Raw genomic sequence first — 19,448 nt, forward strand, 5'->3', positions numbered from 1 at the left:
CATGGCAGGCACCGGCATGCGCGCACCGCTGTTCGAACGCCTCGCGTCCAGCGAGGCCGAGGGTGCGCGCGAGTTCGATCGGCAGGACTTGCTCGACTCGGTGCACGCCGAGCTCGGGCGCCTGTTCAATACGCGGCGTGGCCCGCGCACGCTGACCACACCACCCAGTGTGATCGACTATGGCATCGCCGACTGGAGCGCACTGCAACAGCAGCGCAGCGACGACCGTCGGCGGCTGGCACGGGACATCCGCGAAGCCATCACGCATTTTGAACCGCGCCTGCTGCTGGGCGACGTTCAGGTCAATCCGTTGCCCGAGCATCCGCAGCAAATGAGCATTCGCCTGCTCGGTGAGTTGCGCAGCGGTCGCCAGCAGTGGCCGGTGGCATTCGTCATCGAGCCCGGCGGCCAAGGGCTGGAGGTGCGCCATGAGCGACTCGATTGACCCGCAACTGCTCGACTACTACCAACGCGAACTCACTTGGCTGCGCCACGCCGGCAGTCAGTTTGCCGAGCGCTATCCGAAAGTCGCGCGGCGTCTGGAGTTGTCGCCGGGCGAATGTCCCGATCCGCACGTCGAGCGTTTGCTGGAAGGTTTCGCCCTGCTCGCCGCCCGCTTGCAACGGCGTCTGGATGACGACTACGCCGAGTTCAGCGATGCGCTGCTCGAGCAACTTTATCCGTTGGCGATGCGGCCGCTGCCGTCCTGCGCCATCGTGCAGTTCGAGCCTGACCCGAGCAAAGGCAATCTCGACGACGGCTATCCCCTGCCCCGTGACACGCCGCTGTTCGTGACCACCAGCAAGGGCGAAAGCATTCACTTTCGTACGTCGGCCGCCGTGCATTTGTGGCCGATCGAAGTCACCGAGGCGTTGTTGCTCGGCAGCGACGAAGCCCAGGCATTGACCGGTGTGGCGCAGTCGCGTTCGGCATTGCGCCTGAGTCTGCGCTGCCGCGGGGAAAGCCAATGGTCGGCGCTGGGCATCGAGCAATTGCGCATTCATCTGGCGGCGTCACCGGTGGTCAATGCCTGCCTGTATGACCTGCTCGGCGCCCATGCAGTGCAGGTACTGGCGGGGTCGCCGGGCAGCGTTCCGACAGCGCTGAAAGGCTTGCCGAACATCGTCGGTTTCGCTGATGACGAAGCGCTGCTGCCGGATGAAGACGGCGTCCATCCGGGCATGCGTTTGCTCGCCGAATACTTTGCGTTCCCGGACAAATTCCACTTCTTCGATCTGCCACTGGGCGGTGTCTCCAGCGACAGTCAGACACTCTATCTGTACATCGTTTTCGACCGTGCCCCCGGCAGCCGCGTGCACTTGCAAGCCAGCGACATTGCCTTGGGCTGCGCACCGGTGATCAACCTGTTCCCGCGTACTTCCGAGCCGCTGCGCCCCGATGGCACGCGCAGCGAGTATCGGTTGATCGCCGACAGCCACCGCGAAAACAGTGTCGAGATCCACAGCATTCGCGGCATGCGTGCCAGTTCCAGTGCCGGCGTGCAGCGTCTGCCGGCGTATTACGGCAGCCAGCACAGCGGCGGCGAGCAACAGCGTTACTGGCATGCGCGGCGCGTCAACGGCCTGACACCGAACCGGCTTGGCAGTGATTTGCTGGTGAGCGTGGTCGACACCCGTTTCGAGCCACAGACCGATCTGCCTGATTACAGCCTCACCGCAGAGTTGCTCTGCACCAATCGTCATCTGGCGCAAAGTCTGCCGGCCGGTACGCCGCTGGGTTTCGAGCGCCCTGGTCCCGTCGCCTGGGCACGCCTGCGCAATCCGCCGAGCGCGCAAAGTCTGCCGCGCCTGGACGGTGATTCGCGCTGGCGCCTGGTGTCGCAACTGACCCTCAATCACCTGTCGCTGGTGGAAGGCCCGCAGGCGCTGGACGCGCTGAAAGAGATTCTGCATCTGCATAACCTGCGTGAGGAGGCCAGCGCTTTACGCCAGATCGAAGGCTTGCTGGGGCTCAATTGCGAACGCGTGATCGGCCATGTCGGTGCCGATGCCTGGCGCGGTTGGCGCAATGGTCTTGAAGTGCAATTGCAGCTTGATCCGCAGCACTTTGTCGGCAGCAGCGCGGTGCTGTTTTCGGCGGTGCTGGCGCAGTTCTTTTCCCTGTACGCCACGGCCAATCGCTTTGTGCGCACGGTGCTGATGCAGTCCGACAAGGAGGTCAAGGCATGGCAACCCCAAGCCGGCATGCCGCTGTCGCTCTGACGCTGAGCCAACGTCTGCGCCGCGATCCGCAGGCGTTCGAGTTGTTGCAGGCGTTGCTGCTGCTGGAACGCGAGCAACCTCAGGCCGAACCCCTCGGCAGCGGCACCTCGCCTCAGGCCGAAGCGGTGAAACTGCGTGGACCACTGACGCCGATGTTTGCCATCAGCCAGCTCGAAGCCTTGCGCGAAGAACCGGGCGAGCCGCTGACGATCGACACGCCGATATTCGGCCTCGGCGGTCCTGACGGCCCACTCCCCTACGCTTATCAGGACTGGCTGCAACAACGGGCGCGGGCCAAGGATCATGCGCCGGCGGCGTTTCTCGATCTGTTCCAGCATCGCTTGCTCAGCCTGCTCTACAAAGTGATGCGCAAGCACCGGGTGGCGCTGGGTTTCGTCACACCGGGGGCTTCACCGGTGCAGGCGCAATTGCGCGCGCTGACCGGTTTGCTGCCCAAGGCTTTGCAGGAACGTCAGGCGGTGCCCGATTGCGCGGTATTGGCGTGCACCGCGCTTTTTGCCGACGGCCGCCGGTCGCTGGCCGGGTTCGCCGCGATTGTCCGCGAGCAGTTCGCCGTGCCCGTCGAGTTGAGCGCTTATGAAGGTGCCTGGCGCCTTATTCCAACCGCCAGCCGCAGTGTGATGAAACCCGGCGGGCGCAATCTGCAACTGGGTCGCAGTGCCGTGGCCGGCACACGGGTCTGGGATGAACATGCCGGCATTCGCCTGATCCTCGGACCGTTGCCGTCGGCGCAGGCTGCACGCTTCTTGCCGGATGGCGAAGCGCACCCGGCACTGGCCAGTCTCGCGGCACTGTATTTCGGCCCGGACCTGGAGGTCAGACTGGTGCTGCGGGTCCGCGGTGCCGTGCCGATGAAACTCAGTCGACAGGCGCCGGCCCTGGTCAGCTGGAACGGCGGTTTGCAGCGTCAGGCCAGCCTCAATGTGCAAATGATCGAAACCCGCCTTCGTCAGCTGGAGATCACCTGAACATGGAACTGGCCAGCCTGATCGGACGCCTCAACCCGGACAATCGTCGCGCCCTCGAACGCGCGGCCCAGCGCTGTTTGCAGCGCGGACATCACTTTGTCGAGATCGAACATCTGTTGCTGGAACTGCTCGACATCGAGGGCGGCGATCTGGCTTTTCTGTTGCCGCGCTTCGGCCTCGAACGTGACGCGCTGACGGCGGAGATCAACAAGGCGCTGGATCTGTTCAAGGCCGGCAGCACGCGCACGCCAGCACTGTCGTCGCACACCTTGGGTTTGCTCGAAGACGCGGTGGTGCAGGCCAGTGTCTTGGGGCTCGACAGCATTCGTTCCGGGTTGCTGTTGTTGGCGTTGGTCGATCGCGATGAGCGCCGCAGTCTGTTGCTTAACAGTGCTTCGTCGTTGCTGCGCATTCCCAAAGAAGCACTGCGCGCGAACCTGCTGGAGTGGACGGAGAACTCTCGTGAACACGTCGGTGCGCGCACGGGCTCATCGGCCAATTCAGCACCGCGCCAGGACTCGGTACTCGATCAATACACCCAGGATCTCACCGCCGACGCACATGCCGGACGCATTGATCCGATCGTTGGCCGCGACGGCGAAATTCGTCAATGCATCGACATTCTGCTGCGCCGCCGGCAAAACAATCCGATTCTGGTCGGCGCGCCGGGGGTGGGCAAAACCGCCGTGGTCGAAGGCCTGGCCCTGCGCATTGCCGCCGGGGACGTGCCGCCATCGTTGCAGGACGTCAGTTTGCGCGTGCTGGATCTGGGTCTGCTGCAGGCCGGTGCGGGGGTCAAAGGTGAATTCGAACAGCGTTTGAAAGGCGTGATCGATGCGGTGCGCAGTGCCGAAAAACCGATCATCCTGTTTATCGACGAAGCCCACACGTTGATCGGCGCGGGTGGTGCCGAGGGTGGCAGCGATGCGGCCAACCTGCTGAAACCGGCGCTGGCCCGTGGCGAGTTGCGCACCCTCGCCGCCACGACATGGCTGGAATACAAAAAATACTTCGAGAAAGACCCCGCCCTCGCCCGCCGCTTTCAACTGGTGCAGGTTGAAGAGCCGGACGAAATCACTGCCGTGGAAATGCTCCGTGGCGTGGCTGCCAAACTCGAACAGCATCACGGCGTGCAGGTGCTCGATGCGGCTATTCATGAAGCGGTGAAGCTCTCGCACCGCTACATTTCCGGCCGCCAATTACCGGATAAAGCCATCAGCGTGCTCGATACTGCATGCGCCCGGGTCGCCCTCGGCCAGCACGACGTCCCGCCGCCGCTGGAAAGCCTGCGTCACCGCCAGCAAAGTCTGCAAGAAGAAGTCGAACGCCTGCGCCGTGAACAGGCCACCGGGCTGGACCACCGCGAACGCATCACGCTGCTGGAAAGCGAGTCGAAGAGCAACGTGCAGGCGATTCGCGAACTGCAAACCCGCTGGGGCGAAGAGCGCGTGGCCGTGCGCGAACTGCTCGATACCCGGCGCGAGCTGCTGGCCTTGAGCGAACGTGCCGACAGCGACAAACCCGATGAAGCCATCGACAGCCGTATCGATCATCTCGCCGCCGAACTGCTGCGCCTTGAGGCTGGGCTCGATGCGATCCGCCAGGACGATCCACTGGTACCCGAGCAGGTCGACACAAAAACCGTCGCCGCCGTGATTGCCGGCTGGACCGGTATCCCCGTCGGCAAAATGCTCGCCGACGAAGCCCACGCCGTGCGCACCCTTGGTCAGCGTATGGGCCAACGGGTGATGGGCCAGAGCACCGCGCTCAACACCATCGCCCAGCGCTTGCAGGCCTACCGCGCCGGACTGACCGATCCGCAAAAACCGGTGGGTGTGTTCCTGCTGGTCGGCCCAACCGGCGTCGGCAAAACCGAAACCGCTTATGCCCTGGCCGATGCGTTATACGGCGGCGAACGCAACCTGATCAGCATCAACCTTTCGGAATATCAGGAAGCCCACACCGTCAGCCAACTCAAAGGCGCACCGCCGGGTTATGTCGGTTATGGCAGCGGTGGCGTCCTGACCGAAGCGGTGCGGCGCAAACCGTATTCGGTGGTGCTACTGGATGAAATCGAGAAGGCACACCCGGATGTGCTCGAGGCGTTTTACAACGTGTTCGACAAAGGCTTGATGGAGGACGGAACCGGATTGGTAGTCGATTTCAAGAACACCGTGATGCTCGCCACCAGCAATGTCGGCGCTGAGCTTTTGCTCGACACACCGGTTGCACAACTCGGCTCGGAAGCCTTTAACGAAGCCCTGCACTCAGTCCTGCTGCAAGCCTTCCGCCCGGCGTTTCTGGCGCGGATGACCGTGGTCGCGTATCGGCCGCTGGATGAGGCGACGCTGGAAGGGATTGTGCTGGCGAAGCTGGAGAAATTGCGTGGCCGCTACAAGGCAGCGACGGGCAAACAGTTCGAGTTTGATTCGGGAATTGTCAAAGCGGTGCTCGCCAAGTGCAGCGCGGCAGGAGCAAGGGATATCGAGAATGTGTTGATGACGCAAGTGACCGGAAAATTGGCGGAGTGGGTATTGGAGTAAGGCCCAGGGTCCGCAACAAGTGCACTAAAACCGTGATGAAAGAAAGGCGCTCTGCCACAACTGACAAGGATAATGTCATGAAAAACAGCCTGAAATACCCGTTGAGCCTACTGGGAGCCTGTATCGCGATACCGCTGCCTGCGCAGGCCGACACTCGGCATTCCGAAAACGAACTGGTGGGCAAGGTGTCCTTCCTGACCTCCACGGTCGAAAAACTCAGTGACGCGAATTTACAGATCGACCCGTTCCTGACCTCGGCCATTTCCCCGCCACCGAATTACAAAGGGCCGCTGTTCACGCTCAGCCATGATTATCCGACGCAACTACCGGCCGGCACCTCCTTTGCGTGGAGCAAGGCCACCGGCAACGGCAAAATCACCCAGGCGAATGCCGGTGCCTACGTTCAGGCGCTGAAGGACTACGTTTCTCCCGACATGCGCAAAATTGTCTATGACTATGCCAACTGGAATTACCAGAACAGTGGCTGGTACGACTCGATCTGGCTGGGCATTGAACGTGAGCCCATTCGTGGCGTGTATGTCGGGTCAGGCTTCCCAGCTGGCACACTGACGGATCAAACCCTGCCGGTGACCACTTATGTGCTGACGCTGTACGACACCCGCGCGGCGAAAACCCTCGGCGATATCTGGGGCAAAACCCCAGAGCGCGCGATGAATCCGGTGCTGGAGACGACCACTACGCAGTTTGCCGAAGGCAGCGTCATCATCAAATTCGCCATGGTCAGTGCCTGTGGCAGCGATTGGGCGCCCATGGAAGGCGCCGCCCAGTGGGAGATCTACGCACCGGTGAACACCAGCAATGGCAGTGCATTGAATAAAACCCAATGCGTCGGTAAAGACTTCAATGGCACCACCACTCAACCGGCCATGACCAATGTATCGTTGATGCAGTTCGACATCATCGTCAAAGACAGCGTCGCTTCCCCGCAAACCGGCTGGGTTTTCTCCACCCTGGTGTACGACAAGAACGCGCCGGGCAAAGACGCCTGGGACAAGATGATTCCGCTGGGGGCCACCTGGGGCGGCAACCCGGACGTCATCAACACAGCACCCACGGCGCTGACTCCGCCCGTTACGGTCAATCCGAAACTCAGCGAAAACTGGGTCAACCCCAAGTCACCGGTTTACGCGGTCTCGACACTGGGCTGGGACGGCCGACTGTCAGGCCCGAACGACGGCGCCGTCGTGACGCCTGCCTGGGCCGCCTCGCACTACTACCCGGCCGGTCTGGCCAGTGCCGGATGCCTGGGTTGCCACAGCAGCGCCCAATATCCGATGACCTCGTTCTTGCTGCCCACCTCCAGCCAGCCACCGCAAACCATCGATCCACCACTTTCGGGCAGTGACCCTGACGCGGCACTGGTCATGGCCGAACCCGGATCGAAACTCTGGATGAGCTGGTTCCAGAGCCGCGACGGCAAGACCCCGATGGGCCCCGACACCTCAGCAGGTGCGAAACCGGTGGCGCTGGATTACGACATGGTGACCGCGTTCAAGGCGATTCCGATGTGGCAACAGGCCAAGGCAGCCGAAGCCAAAAATGCTCAGAAGTGAATGAACGGGGACGGATTTGTTTTTGCCGTTTGAGGAATAAATGGATGAACAAACACATAAATCCGTCCCCATTTCATAAATCACCTTAGAGGTGAACCGGACGAAAATTGCAGGGATGACTCAGCCATGAACTTTACGTTATTCAATAACCAGAACAATTGGCTGGATGCCAGTGATGTATCACTTGCCAGTGTAAAAGAAGCCATCGTCGCTTTTTTTACTCATGGCAAACACGTTGCCTATTTTCAAGCCTATGAGCGTGCTCATCCACAGCAGCTCGCCATTTCAATCGACACGTTATGGACTGGACGCCCCCCCGCAATCGGCGGTCAACCTTTGATAACGGCATTGGCGACCAGTATCGACACCCTGTGGACAGGCACGATCAAACCCCAAGGCCTAATCAAACTGCAAAGCGAACACACCGCGACGGATGCTTACTTCAATGGTTTGGGGCAATGCCCTGCGCTTGATGAATACGCCAAACACGGAGTTGCACAAGCCTCGTTGCATGACTTCAAAATCACCCGAGTTCACTTGCAGCTCTACGCTGGATTTCTAGGTACGTTGGCCGCGACCCACTTGGTTGAAACGCCCGCGAACAAGTACAACCGTTCTCATCTGCAAGCGTTGAAACTGGAAGAGGCGCGATCGGCATTGAACGCTGGAGACGCTGTAACGCCTGACAGTACTTATTGGAAGAAAATCAACGAGTGTGCTGACTTCTGGATCAAGGAGGTTCCCGCCACCCGTGCCAGGCAAGCTCATCTGGACCGTATCCTTGCCTGGCCCAAAGGAACAACCAAAGAGGTACTCAAGCGCAACGTCAGTGACAAGGAGAAAGCTTATGCCATGGAAACGCAGGTGGTATCGCAAGGAGAGCATTCATTCGAAAGGCACAAGTGGTTTTACTTCAAGAAAGGAAGCCCCGGTGTAACCCATGGTGGGGTATTGACAATAGAGCTTCAGGGAAAAGCAATAGAAGAGCTGATGGGTCTGGCAGTAGAAGTCAGCGGGGAGCATCAGAGCACCTCGTCACACGCGTTCATCAAGAAACAAAATGAATCGGATTGCATCGGCATTCATGAAGACTTTCTGGCGGCATTTTCTGAACATCTGATTAAGCAAATTACTTCTAAAAAGTGAGACCCGAAAATGCCGCTCACCATAATGACCTGGAATGCCCAACACTTCGATGAGCAAAACGCGACGCTGTCCGAGGCTTACAGGGAAAAACTTGCCTTCCTGGTTTATTACCTGAAACAAAGAAGTCCCGACATTTTTGCCTTATTCGAAACGGGTAAATCAGGCGCCGCAAACACCCAGTTAATAAGGGATCTGAGCGCTGAATACAGCCCGATAAGCGTTCTTCAGCCTGAGAGTGCAAAAACCAAAGTCACTACGCTGGGCTCAATCGTTTTTGTAAAAAACGCAATCGCCAGAGAGTTCACCGACATTTCAGCACACGTACCTTTGGATGACAAAGAGCAACGCGGGGTACTGCTCATCCGCCATAGAACTACCGATTTATGTTACGGCTTCTACCATGCTAATGCTTCAAAGCGGGCACTGGGCAATATCATCAACGCAATAGCTTACATTCAAGGTCTCAAGGTCAAGCTGGTATTTTTTGGTGGCGATTTGAACGTACCGACTGACGGAAATCCTGACCTCATAATGAAAATGCACAAATTGACGCCAGCCTATCCGGGCTATACACATGTCAACATCCTGAGTGACGACGTGAGTTCCTCCCGCCGAGAACTACGGGACATGCAGGAGCTCGGACACTTTCTTGAACACACGCCAAAAGAATATTTTGAAGAAGAATACAAATGGAACCATGCCATTGATGGGACACCACGACATCCGACGACCCGGCTGAGTTTGCTGGACTATGCATACGTCCATGAATTGGAGAAATGGAGCGCCGTGTGCGAAGGCAGCGCAAACAGCGTTACATCGGGAGAGTCTGTCAGGCATCGCACTACGGTCATCCAGAAAATCTGTTTGGGCATGCCCATAAGAAGTGATCATTTCCCGGTACTGTTTACCTATGGCGTGGTCCCACCCTCACCTTCGACATCCTCTGGCTCCCCACCAGTAACGGCAACAATAGCGACTGGCGCCTCGGTATCAACGTCACTCGGCTCAACCCCCATTGACGATAGTTCAATGTCTTAGCCATTGAGACCACTCCATGCCCCGCTCAACCGACAGCAACACCAGCCTGTCACTCACCGCTACTTCATTGTCGGCGCTTTATCCTGAATCGCTATCCGGTGAAGAAGCGCTCAATGCACTCGGTTCGCAAACCCTCGGCGGCCTCAATGACGGCGCGTCTCTGACCCTGACCAGCGCCGTCGCCACACACGTCACCACGACGTTTCACAACGACGCGCAACTGCGCCCGTTCGATGCGCTGGTCGCGGAGATCCGCCAGTTGCCTGCCGACGCCACGGCCGAGCGCTATCAACTGGTACTAAGGCCCTGGCTCTGGTGGCTGACGCTGGCGAGTAATAACCGCGTGTTCCAGAACCTCGCCACCTCGGACATCGTCACGACGATTTTCAAGGCCCATGGCTTCAGCGATTTCAAGCTGTCGCTGACCGGCAGTTACACCCCGCGTGATTACTGCGTTCAGTACGGCGAAACCGATTTCGCCTTCGTCTCACGGCTGCTGGAGGAAGAAGGCATCTTCTGGTTCTTTACCCACGATGAAGGCAAGCACACGCTGGTGCTTGGCGACAGCAACGACGCCTTCGTACAAATCCCCAACGGGCCGACGGTCAAGTACCTGGGACAGGGATTGGGCGGGCGTGAACTGCATGGCATTCGTTCCGGACAGGTGTGTCTGCAAGCGGTAGTCGGGGTCTATCGGGCGACGGATTATGAGTTCACCACGCCGACGACTTCACTCTACGGCCAGGCCGAAGCCGTGGCCGGGCCGCTTTCGATCTATGAGCACCCGGGCGGTTACAACGCCAAGGCACGCGGTGATGGGTTGACCAAACAGCGAGTCGATGGCTTGCGCAGCGAGGAAAAACGTTTTGTCGGCGAAAGCGACTGCCGTTGGCTGGTTCCGGGGCACTGGTTCACTCTCGACGGACATGAAGATGCGAGTCTGAACATCGATTGGGTGGTGACCCGGGTGACCCACGACGTCAGCCATGAAATCTATCGCAACCGCTTTGAAGCCATTCCCAAAGCCACGCCGTTCCGTCCACAACGTCTCACGCCAAAACCGCGCATGCATCCGCAAACGGCGATTGTCGTGGGCAAGTCCGGAGAGGAAATCTGGACTGACGAGTACGGCCGGATCAAGTTGCAGTTCCCGTGGGATCGCGACGGCAAGAACGACGAAACCAGTTCCTGCTGGGTGCGCGTGGTACTACCGTGGAGCGGCAAAGGCTTTGGCATGCAGTTCATTCCGCGCATCGGTCAGGAGGTCATCGTCACGTTTATTGACGGTGATCCGGATCGACCGCTGGTGACCGGTTGCGTCTTCAACGGCGACAACGCCCTGCCCTACGCGTTGCCGGCCAACCAGACACAATCGGGTATCAAGACTCAGTCGTCCAAGGGCGGCGGTGGCTTCAACGAGTTGCGCTTCGAGGACAAGAAGGACGCTGAGGAGGTGTTTTTGCAAGCGCAGAAAGATCTCAACATCAATGTGCTCAACGACACCACCGCGACTGTCGGCCACGACGAAACCCTTACTGTGCAGAACGCCCGCACCCGCACGGTCAAGGATGGCGATGAGACCGTGACGCTGGAAAAAGGCAAACGCAGCGTCACGATTCAGACCGGCAGCGACAGCCTCGATGTCAAAGACAGCCGCACGGTGAAAGTCGGCGCCGACCAGAATCACAGCACCGGCGGCAATTACACCGACAAGGTCAGCGGCGATTACAGCCTGACAGTCGATGGCAACCTGACGATCAAAGTCAGCGGCACCCTCACCCTGCAAAGTGGCGGCAGCTTCACGATCAAGAGCGGCGCTGATCTGGCGACCTCGGCCAGCACCTCGATCACGCACAAGGCCGGCACTGCCTTGACCAATCAGGCCGGTACCTCACTGGACAACAAGGCCGGAACGACGCTGACCAACGATGCCGGGATCAGCCTGACCAACAAAGGCGCAGCCTCGCAGACCGTGGATGGCGGCGGCATGCTGACCATCAAGGGCGGCCTGGTGCAGGTCAACTGACAAGGAGCAGCCATGGCGATCACACCGCTGGATCTGCAGCAGGATGACAAGCAACTCAAGGGGCGTTTGCAGGACGGTCAACTCGATGGCCCGTTGAACATCAAGGATGACGGGCGCAAACAAGCCGATCTGCATTACAGCCAGGGCGAGCTGCAAGGCACGTCGCTGCTCTATCACCCCAACGGCAAGGTCTCGGCGCAGATGCCGTTTGTGCGCGACAAGTTGCAGGGGGTGGCGAGTTTTTATGCGCCAGAAGGTTTTCTGCAGCGTAAGGCGAACTATCGGCGCGGGTTGTTGCATGGGGAGGCGTTCAATTACTTCCCGAATGGGCAAGTGGCGGAGGCGGAGTTTTATCGCGATGGCGTGCGTGAGGGCCGTTATCAGCGCTTTCATCCGAATGGCAAACCGGCGCTGGAAGCGCGCTATGTGAACGGGCAATTGCTGGAGCCAGAGCAAGGATTTGCCGAGGATGGGCGGCCGCTGGGTGCGGATGGCAAGCCGATTTCGCGGGTGCGCTGGTGGTATCGGCAGTGGGCGGATCCGCAGCAGGCTTGAGCCCCCTGAAGAGCCCCTCACCCTAGCCCTCTCCCAAAGGGAGAGGGAACTGATTGGGGGATATTGGCGAGTTACGCCGACATGGAAGACTTGCTGTGAATCCATAATCGACTCGATTCAATGCGCAGGGCTAATAATCGACTCGGTCGTTCAGGTCGATGTATCTCGGCAGACAACTCGGTCGGCTCCCTCTCCCTCCGGGAGAGGGCTGGGGTGAGGGGCAACGGGATTCGGATAAACGCCAAACCTCAGGGAATGAGCATCTGCATCTGTCCCGGCACCACAATCTTGATCACCCCCGCCCAGTTGCACATCAACGTGCTGTTGGCATCGATCGCCGGCATCCCGCCCAGCAACAACGTTGGCGCCCCGCCGGGAATCCACGGTGTGGCCGTCGCCGGAATACACGGCATCGGCGTCAACACCCCCAGCGCGGCAGCAGTTGCAGCGGCGACCATCGGGTTGGCCATGCTCATGCACACACCAAACGGCAGGATATTCACCAACGGAATGTGATCCATGATGTTCGCCGCCGGCATCCCGCCGGTGAGCGTGCGGTTCACTGGCAGCACATTGAGCATCGACGGCGCAGCGCCAAAGCTGCATTGCAACGTGGCCGTGGCACAGACTTGCGGACAGCCCATATTCCAAGCTCCTTCTTGCCCATGGCATACCCGCTAAACCTTAGTCTGCCGCGGCCCGTCGCGCACATTCTCAAAGGTGATTATCCGGCAACACGCTAACCTATAAGACCGGCCCGCGCTTGTGGCGACCTGAGCGCGCCATTAGATTAGCCAATGATGTCTGGCCTCCAAAATAAGCAGAAGGGATAAGCATGGCGCTTACTGACCAGTCCACCCGTATCCGCTCTGGCGAAGAACTCGATGCCAGCCTGATCGATCCGTACCTCAAAGCGCACATTCCGGGCCTGAGCGGCACACCTGCGATCAGCCAGTTTCCCGGCGGCGCGTCGAACCTGACGTACCTGCTGGAATACCCGGAACAGGAGTTCGTCCTGCGCCGTCCGCCGTTCGGCCACAAGGCCAAATCCGCCCACGACATGGGCCGCGAATTCCGCATCCTCAATCAATTGCGTGACGGTTTCCCGTACTGCCCGAAAGCCTACGTGCACTGCACCGACGAATCAGTGATCGGCGCCGAGTTCTATGTGATGGAACGCGTCAACGGCATCATCCTGCGCTCGGAGCTGCCGCCGGAACTGGGCCTCGATTCAGCGAAAACCGAAGCGCTATGCAAGAGCTTCATCGACCGTTTCGTCGAACTGCACCGTGTCGATTACAACGCCTGCGGCCTCGGTGATCTGGGCAAACCGGAAGGCTACGTTGCCCGCCAGATCAAAGGCTGGAGCGAACGCTACGAAAAAGCCCTGACGCCCGACGCGCCACACTGGGAAAAGGTCAAAGCCTGGCTCAACGACAAGATGCCGGCCGACCACCCGACCTCGAGCATCGTCCACAACGACTATCGCTTCGACAACGTCATTCTCGACCCGCACAACCCGATGCAGATCATCGGCGTGCTCGACTGGGAACTGACCACCCTCGGCGATCCGCTGATGGATCTGGGCAACACCCTCGCCTACTGGATTCAGGCGGACGATCCGGCGCCGGTGCAACTGATGCGCCGCCAGCCGAGCCACGCGTCGGGCATGCTCACCCGCCGTGAGTTCGTTGATTACTACGCCGAACGCTCGGGCATCCAGATCGACAATTTCGACTTCTACTACACCTATGGCCTGTTCCGTCTGGCCGGCATCGTGCAGCAGATCTACTACCGCTTCTACCATGGCCAGACCCAGGACAAACGCTTCGCGCAGTTCATTCACATGAACAAACTGCTGGAGCAGATGAGCTTGCAGGTCATTGCGAAATCGAGCCTCTGACGGCCCACACCAAGGAACCCCTATGTCCAAGACTCAGTTGTTCGACCTAGACGGCAAGATCGCTTTCGTGTCCGGCGCCAGCCGTGGCATCGGCGAAGCCATCGCTAAACTGTTGGCCCAGCAAGGCGCCCACGTGATCGTCTCTAGCCGCAAACTCGACGGCTGCCAGCACGTCGCCGACGCGATCATCGCTGCTGGCGGCAAAGCCACTGCGGTGGCCTGCCACATCGGTGAGATGGAGCAGATCAGCCAAGTGTTCGCCGGGATCAAGGAACAGTTCGGCCGCCTCGACATTCTGGTCAACAACGCCGCGACCAACCCGCAGTTCTGCAACGTGCTCGACACCGATCTGAGCGCGTTCCAGAAGACCGTCGACGTCAACATTCGCGGCTACTTCTTCATGTCCGTGGAAGCCGGCAAGCTGATGCGCGAGAACGGCGGTGGCAGCATCATCAACGTGGCGTCGATCAACGGCATTTCGCCGGGGATCTTTCAGGGCATCTACTCGGTGACCAAGGCTGCGGTGATCAACATGACCAAAGTCTTTGCCAAGGAATGCGCGCAATTCGGCATCCGCTGCAACGCCCTGCTGCCGGGCCTGACCGACACCAAGTTCGCCTCGGCGCTGGTGAAGAACGATGCGATTCTCAAGCAGGCGCTGACGCAGATCCCGCTCAAGCGTGTGGCCGATCCGAGTGAAATGGCCGGTGCGGTGTTGTACCTGGCGAGTGATGCGTCGAGCTACACCACGGGTGTTGCGCTGAATGTGGATGGTGGGTTTCTGTCCTGATCCCACTCGGGACTTGAACTGATCTTGTCCCTGTAGGAGCTGCCGAAGGCTGCGATCTTTTGATGTTGTTTGTAAAAAATCAAAATCAAAAGATCGCAGCCTTCGGCAGCTCCTACAGGGATTTGTGTATCAGGCAATGACTTTCGGTAATTGCCAGCCGAAATGCACCGACAACAAACGCAACAGCAAACACGCCGCCCCCGCCAGCAACGCCGCCGCCACCGGTGAAACGCCCAGCCTGCGCCCAATGACCAACACCGCCGCACCGACAAACGCCGAACTCGCGTAAAGGTCCGCCTGCAACACCACCGGTATCCGCGCCAGCACAATGTCGCGAATCACCCCACCACCAACGCCCGTGATCGTGCCCATCAGCATCGCCACAAACGGCGTGATCCCGAAATTCAACGCCTTCTGCGCACCGGCCACGGCAAACAACGCCAACCCCGCCGCATCCAGCACGATCAGCGTCGAACCGGACCAACCCAGCACTTGCTCATGAAAGACAAACGCCAGCCCCCCCATGAAAAACGCCAGCGCCGGATAGCGCCAGTCGGCCACTGCATTGGGTGGCGTCGCACCAATCAGCAAGTCTCGGGTAACCCCGCCACCGAGGGCGACGATAAACGCAATCACCATCACCCCGAGCAAGTCGAGCTGACTGCGCATCGCCGCAATCGCACCTTCCACGGCAAACACCGCCGTACCGGCCAGATCGGCCACCAGCACAATCCGCTCAACCCGGGACTTGCGCCCCGCCGGCGCTACTGCGTGACGCAACGGGTGGTGGTGATGTGTCGTGTGACCTGCCCGTCGGCGTACATGTCGCCAGCGACCTCAGTGTTTTCGAGAACCTGACAAGTGCGTTCCGGCGGTGGCGGTGGCGTCACTGGCGGAGGGGGTGGAGGACTGGCACAGCCAGCCAACAGCACTGCAAAAAAAGCCAACGGCAACACGCGTTTCCCAAGATGGTTCATAGGACGACCCGCGATGAATGGAAGAGCAACTTCCGCGACCCAACCGACCACGGAAGACCTGACCACTCATTCTTTATAGCCGAGACACCCGCAAGCGCCAGTGAACGGGCCGTATCGGAGGGGTATGGCTGTCGATTTTGCGTTGGAATCAGCGAGGTTGGCAGGCTGGGATTCGCTTTGCCAGACAGGCCGCCATCGCGAGCAGGCTCGCTCCCACAGTTGGATGGAGTACTCCCGCAAAAAACAGGCCGGCTGTCAGGCCGCCTTCGCGAGCAGGCTCACTCCCACAGAAGAGCAAGAGCAAATCGCGACCGCCCCTGCTTCTCACCACTCAACAGGATGAGCGTTAGCTCGGCTGCGGCTCTTGATCTTGATCTGGAAGCCCGTCGGCAGGCTGAGTGGAGGGATTGATCCGGGGGAGGGAGCGCAGCGACCGTTCGACGAAGTCGAACACATCGAGAGGAGGTGCAGCGAAGCAAACCGTAGGCGATGCGCCCGGATCGATCCCGGAGCGAAGGAACCCCAAGCCCCAGCGAGGGGCCGAACGTCAGGGCAAAGCCTTTTGGGTTACCTTTTCGGCGTTTGGAAAAGGTGACTCGCCGTAAGGGCGAAACCGCCAGCCGCAGCACCCACAAAAACGGATATTCACCCCAAACCCCAAGAACCTGGTCGGCCCAAAGGCCGCCAAGCCCAAACCCAAACCCAAACCCAAAAACCTAAGCCAAATCAGGATCAAGAGAAGAACGCAAAGAGTTGCTCTCCAGCTCATACCGCAACTCTTCAATCAAAGCATCAACCGACTCAGGCGTACGCAGCGCATCAAGCTTCAACCCACTGATCACCAGATCCACCTGCCCCGACACCGGGTGATAAAGCTTCACAGTCAGCGAATGATCACCATCCACCAGACATTCACACGCCAGCGGCGAAAAACTGCGTTCAAGCTGCGAGCGCAACTGCGCAAGATTCATCATCAGACTGTTCCTATAACGACTGCGAAGGGCCGCGATCCCGAGCCAAAAAGGCTCGTATCGCACCCCACCAGACTAAGAACAGACCTCACCCGCCAACACCTCAATTTGCACCATTCGAACTAGTGCATTTGCACCCTATCGTTGACCCTTGGCGCTCGATTCCCCGGCAAACAGCCCACGCTCCCGCGCCCAGACAATCGCCTCACTGCGGCTGTGCACATCCAGCTTGGAATACACCGTCGCCACATGATTTCGCACCGTGTTGGGCGCCAGTTTCAGCCGCGCTGCGATCTCCTTGTCCGCCAGCCCTTCACAGATCAACCCCAGCACATCACGCTCGCGCGCCGTCAGATCAGTGAACGACACGCTAGGCAATTGCGGCGAGTTAACCTTCTTCACATTGGCCAGCTTCTCGATCAACGTACGGCTGAACCAGGAAGCGTCCTTCATCACCTCTTCAATCGCCGCCACCAACTCAAGTTCGGTGCGCTTGCGCTCGGTGATGTCCATCAACACCAGCAAATAACACGGCATGTCCTGAATATTCACGGTGTCGGCGGACAGCGCACATTCGAGCAGGTCCGCATCCTTCTTGCGCACCCGCACATCCACCCGATCCACCCGACCGCTTTTCGCCAGCGCCGCCAGCAACCGCGTACGCGCGCCGCTGTCATCGATGAAATCCAGCTGCGTCACGGTTTTGCCGAGCATGTCCTCGCTGTCGTAGGCCAGGGTATCGAGGAACGCCTGATTGACGTCGATCACCTGCTGCTCGTCGGCACTACAGATAAGGATCGGCACCGGCGTCAAGCGAAATGCTTTGGCAAAACGCTCCTCACTCTGACGCAACGCCACCTCGGCCTTGTGCCGCAGCTCCATATCGACAAACGAAAACAGCATGCAATCCTCGTCGTTTAGCGTTAGCGGCTGGCCGGCAACGATCACTTGCTTGCTACCGCCATCGGGCAGGCGCAGCTCGGCTTGCATCTGCGGAATGGTCGCGACATCACGCAGACGCTGAATCGCCAGATCCTTTTTCTCGGCCTGCTCGAAGATGTCGATTTCATAAGCCGAGGTGCCGATCACCTGCTCACGGGTGTAGCCGGTCATCTCGAGAAACCCGGGATTGACCTTGATGTACCGCAAATCGCTGAGGCGACAGATCACCGCCGGCGCAGGATTGGCGTTGAAGGTCTTTTCGAAGCGCTGCTCAGCGTTGGCCCAGTCAGTGACGTCACTCATGATCAACACCAACGACTCGGGCTGCCCTTCGCGATCCGTGAGAATCATGCTGCGCACGCTGTGCACCCAAATGCGCTCCGGGTCGTCGGCCGGTGACACTTCAATCAGCACGTCATTGAAACTCTCACAGCGCGCCACCCGGCTGATCGGATAGTTTTCGGCGGTGATCGAGTGATTGTTGCGATAGCGCAGGTGGAACTTCTTGGCGTACTCGTCGGCATTGTGGCCCAGATCGGTGATCCGTTTGACACCGTGCATGGCCAGCGCGGCTTCGTTGGCCCAGAGAATGCTCTGATCCAGCTCCAGCAGAATCACCCCGTCGGACAGCCCGGCGATGATCTGCTGCAACTGGCGGCGGTTGGTTTCGGTGGTCAGGACTTCCTGGCTCATTGGATCTCCACAAGTGATACGCCCATGTGAAGAGTACGACCGCGGCGGCCCGTGATCGTGCCGACCATCTAAAAACCACCACAATTCTCCCTGTAGGAGCTGCCGAAGGCTGCGATCTTTTGATCTTGATCTTTAAAAATCAAAGTCAAAAGATCGCAGCCTTCGGCAGCTCCTACCTGGTTCAGTGCTGGCTTGAGTCAACTACCAGCTCACGCAACGTGTCGAGAAACAGCTTCAGCACTGGCGAAGCATCGTCCGCCCGATAAGTGGCATACAAAGGCACCTCCGGCAACGCCGGGGTCAAGCGCCGAAACACCAACCCCGCCGGGGCCAATTGCTCGATGGACGCCGGCAACAGCGCCACCCCAAACCCGGCGCGCACCAGGCTGAGCAAGGTTTGCACCTCGATCACCTGCTGGCGAATCTGCGGGGTGAACCCGGCCTGAATACAGCACTGATAAAGGAAATTGGCAAACCGCGACTGCTTCAATTCCAACGCCACAAACGGCTCGCGGGCCAGATCCGCCGGCGCCAGAAACTCACGGCTGGCCAGCGGATGATCCGCCGGCATCACCACATGGATAGGCTCGTAGATCAGCAGTTCATTGCGCAACAGCGGATCGTCGTAACCGACACGAAACACACAGGCATCAATGCGTTTTTCCTTCAACGCCTTGACCTGTGCCGCCGGGGTCATTTCATGCAGACGCCAGTTGACCTGCGGATAGCGCTCACGAAACAGATGCAGGGCCTTGGGCAGCACGCCGACCATTACCGAACTGATCATGCCGATTTCCAGCTCGCCCAACTGTCCCCGTCCGGTCTGCCGCGTCAGGTCCAGCGCCCGCTCTAGCTGTTCAAATACCAGCGGCGCCTGCTCCTTGAGCATCTGCCCCGCCGCCGTCAGCTCGACCCGATGATGGCTGCGCTCGAACAGCGGCGTGCCCAGTTCCTCCTCCAGCAGGCGAATCTGCTGGCTCAGCGGCGGCTGGCAGATGTGCAGGCGTTCGGCAGCGCGACCGAAGTGCAACTCATCGGCCAACGCCATGAAATACCGCAGCAGACGCAAATCCATGGCG

At 59.5% G+C, this 19,448-nt stretch carries 16 protein-coding genes; 11 read left to right on the plus strand and 5 right to left on the minus strand.

Annotation, left to right across the window (positions count from 1 at the left end; all coding sequences use genetic code 11):
- Position 1 precedes the first annotated feature (1 nt).
- The 9 genes from tssE (at position 2) to M5G26_RS09325 (ending at position 12,093) form a co-directional block, all read left to right on the plus strand.
- On the plus strand, positions 2-445 hold the full coding sequence (tssE, locus tag M5G26_RS09285) for a type VI secretion system baseplate subunit TssE (protein ID WP_273915105.1): 444 nt from the start codon (positions 2-4) through the stop codon (positions 443-445).
- Positions 429-2,222 carry a type VI secretion system baseplate subunit TssF gene (gene tssF, locus M5G26_RS09290; RefSeq protein WP_273915106.1) on the plus strand — a complete coding sequence of 598 codons (1,794 nt, stop codon included), beginning with the start codon at positions 429-431 and terminating at the stop codon, positions 2,220-2,222. Before tssE ends, tssF begins: the two co-directional genes overlap by 17 nt.
- Positions 2,186-3,211 (plus strand): type VI secretion system baseplate subunit TssG, encoded by a 1,026-nt coding sequence (gene tssG / locus M5G26_RS09295; protein WP_273915107.1) that lies wholly within the window; start codon positions 2,186-2,188, stop codon positions 3,209-3,211. The genes tssF and tssG overlap by 37 nt, the downstream gene beginning before the upstream one ends.
- A 2-nt stretch (positions 3,212-3,213) precedes the next feature.
- Positions 3,214-5,754, plus strand: coding sequence for a type VI secretion system ATPase TssH (tssH, locus tag M5G26_RS09300; RefSeq protein ID WP_273915108.1), 2,541 nt, complete (start codon positions 3,214-3,216; stop codon positions 5,752-5,754).
- A gap of 77 nt (positions 5,755-5,831) precedes the next feature.
- The gene (locus M5G26_RS09305; RefSeq protein WP_273915109.1) at positions 5,832-7,328 is read left to right on the plus strand and encodes a hypothetical protein; all 1,497 of its coding nucleotides are present in this window, start codon (positions 5,832-5,834) and stop codon (positions 7,326-7,328) included.
- Between the two features lie 126 nt (positions 7,329-7,454).
- Positions 7,455-8,474: a hypothetical protein gene (locus M5G26_RS09310; RefSeq protein ID WP_134173971.1), complete on the plus strand. Its 1,020-nt coding sequence runs from the start codon at positions 7,455-7,457 to the stop codon at positions 8,472-8,474.
- 9 nt (positions 8,475-8,483) lie between these two features.
- On the plus strand, positions 8,484-9,512 hold the full coding sequence (locus tag M5G26_RS09315; RefSeq protein ID WP_134173973.1) for an endonuclease/exonuclease/phosphatase family protein: 1,029 nt from the start codon (positions 8,484-8,486) through the stop codon (positions 9,510-9,512).
- Positions 9,513-9,528: 16 nt separating this feature from the next.
- On the plus strand, positions 9,529-11,538 hold the full coding sequence (gene tssI, locus M5G26_RS09320) for a type VI secretion system Vgr family protein (RefSeq protein ID WP_273915110.1): 2,010 nt from the start codon (positions 9,529-9,531) through the stop codon (positions 11,536-11,538).
- Between the two features lie 12 nt (positions 11,539-11,550).
- Positions 11,551-12,093, plus strand: coding sequence for a toxin-antitoxin system YwqK family antitoxin (locus tag M5G26_RS09325; protein ID WP_134173977.1), 543 nt, complete (start codon positions 11,551-11,553; stop codon positions 12,091-12,093).
- A 248-nt stretch (positions 12,094-12,341) separates the two neighbouring features.
- Here M5G26_RS09325 and M5G26_RS09330 read toward each other — a convergent pair whose 3' ends face one another.
- Positions 12,342-12,737, minus strand: a complete 396-nt coding sequence (locus M5G26_RS09330; RefSeq protein WP_007911072.1) for a DUF4280 domain-containing protein — start codon at positions 12,735-12,737, stop codon at positions 12,342-12,344.
- Between the two features lie 191 nt (positions 12,738-12,928).
- Here M5G26_RS09330 and M5G26_RS09335 point away from each other — a divergent pair, with 191 nt between their 5' ends.
- A complete protein-coding gene (locus M5G26_RS09335) occupies positions 12,929-13,996 on the plus strand; it encodes a phosphotransferase family protein (RefSeq protein ID WP_273915111.1) in 1,068 nt (355 codons plus the stop codon).
- A gap of 22 nt (positions 13,997-14,018) precedes the next feature.
- Positions 14,019-14,786, plus strand: coding sequence for an SDR family oxidoreductase (locus M5G26_RS09340; RefSeq protein ID WP_034152479.1), 768 nt, complete (start codon positions 14,019-14,021; stop codon positions 14,784-14,786).
- Between the two features lie 129 nt (positions 14,787-14,915).
- On the opposite strand, the gene M5G26_RS09345 is transcribed toward M5G26_RS09340, so the two are convergent.
- The 4 genes from M5G26_RS09345 to M5G26_RS09360 all read right to left on the minus strand — a co-directional run bounded on the left by M5G26_RS09345 (position 14,916) and on the right by M5G26_RS09360 (position 19,444).
- A complete protein-coding gene (locus tag M5G26_RS09345; RefSeq protein ID WP_224789349.1) occupies positions 14,916-15,566 on the minus strand; it encodes a trimeric intracellular cation channel family protein in 651 nt (216 codons plus the stop codon).
- A gap of 913 nt (positions 15,567-16,479) precedes the next feature.
- The gene (locus M5G26_RS09350; RefSeq protein ID WP_016983290.1) at positions 16,480-16,737 is read right to left on the minus strand and encodes a DUF1652 domain-containing protein; all 258 of its coding nucleotides are present in this window, start codon (positions 16,735-16,737) and stop codon (positions 16,480-16,482) included.
- 135 nt (positions 16,738-16,872) lie between these two features.
- Positions 16,873-18,369 (minus strand): helix-turn-helix transcriptional regulator, encoded by a 1,497-nt coding sequence (locus M5G26_RS09355; RefSeq protein ID WP_134173979.1) that lies wholly within the window; start codon positions 18,367-18,369, stop codon positions 16,873-16,875.
- 181 nt (positions 18,370-18,550) lie between these two features.
- A complete protein-coding gene (locus M5G26_RS09360; protein ID WP_273915112.1) occupies positions 18,551-19,444 on the minus strand; it encodes a LysR substrate-binding domain-containing protein in 894 nt (297 codons plus the stop codon).
- Positions 19,445-19,448 lie beyond the last annotated feature (4 nt).

This window comes from Pseudomonas sp. TNT2022 ID642, from assembly GCF_028656995.1.
Taxonomy (GTDB): domain Bacteria; phylum Pseudomonadota; class Gammaproteobacteria; order Pseudomonadales; family Pseudomonadaceae; genus Aquipseudomonas.

Excerpts from the sequence above, each read along its gene's own strand:
- tssE (WP_273915105.1), top strand. The coding sequence starts at position 2 with ATGGCAGGCACCGGCATGCGCGCACCGCTGTTCGAACGCCTCGCGTCC.
- tssF (WP_273915106.1), top strand. The coding sequence starts at position 429 with ATGAGCGACTCGATTGACCCGCAACTGCTCGACTACTACCAACGCGAA.
- tssG (WP_273915107.1), top strand. The coding sequence starts at position 2,186 with ATGGCAACCCCAAGCCGGCATGCCGCTGTCGCTCTGACGCTGAGCCAA.
- tssH (WP_273915108.1), top strand. The coding sequence starts at position 3,214 with ATGGAACTGGCCAGCCTGATCGGACGCCTCAACCCGGACAATCGTCGC.
- M5G26_RS09305 (WP_273915109.1), top strand. The coding sequence starts at position 5,832 with ATGAAAAACAGCCTGAAATACCCGTTGAGCCTACTGGGAGCCTGTATC.
- M5G26_RS09310 (WP_134173971.1), top strand. The coding sequence starts at position 7,455 with ATGAACTTTACGTTATTCAATAACCAGAACAATTGGCTGGATGCCAGT.
- M5G26_RS09315 (WP_134173973.1), top strand. The coding sequence starts at position 8,484 with ATGCCGCTCACCATAATGACCTGGAATGCCCAACACTTCGATGAGCAA.
- tssI (WP_273915110.1), top strand. The coding sequence starts at position 9,529 with ATGCCCCGCTCAACCGACAGCAACACCAGCCTGTCACTCACCGCTACT.
- M5G26_RS09325 (WP_134173977.1), top strand. The coding sequence starts at position 11,551 with ATGGCGATCACACCGCTGGATCTGCAGCAGGATGACAAGCAACTCAAG.
- M5G26_RS09330 (WP_007911072.1), bottom strand. The coding sequence starts at position 12,737 with ATGGGCTGTCCGCAAGTCTGTGCCACGGCCACGTTGCAATGCAGCTTT.
- M5G26_RS09335 (WP_273915111.1), top strand. The coding sequence starts at position 12,929 with ATGGCGCTTACTGACCAGTCCACCCGTATCCGCTCTGGCGAAGAACTC.
- M5G26_RS09340 (WP_034152479.1), top strand. The coding sequence starts at position 14,019 with ATGTCCAAGACTCAGTTGTTCGACCTAGACGGCAAGATCGCTTTCGTG.
- M5G26_RS09350 (WP_016983290.1), bottom strand. The coding sequence starts at position 16,737 with ATGATGAATCTTGCGCAGTTGCGCTCGCAGCTTGAACGCAGTTTTTCG.
- M5G26_RS09355 (WP_134173979.1), bottom strand. The coding sequence starts at position 18,369 with ATGAGCCAGGAAGTCCTGACCACCGAAACCAACCGCCGCCAGTTGCAG.
- M5G26_RS09360 (WP_273915112.1), bottom strand. The coding sequence starts at position 19,444 with ATGGATTTGCGTCTGCTGCGGTATTTCATGGCGTTGGCCGATGAGTTG.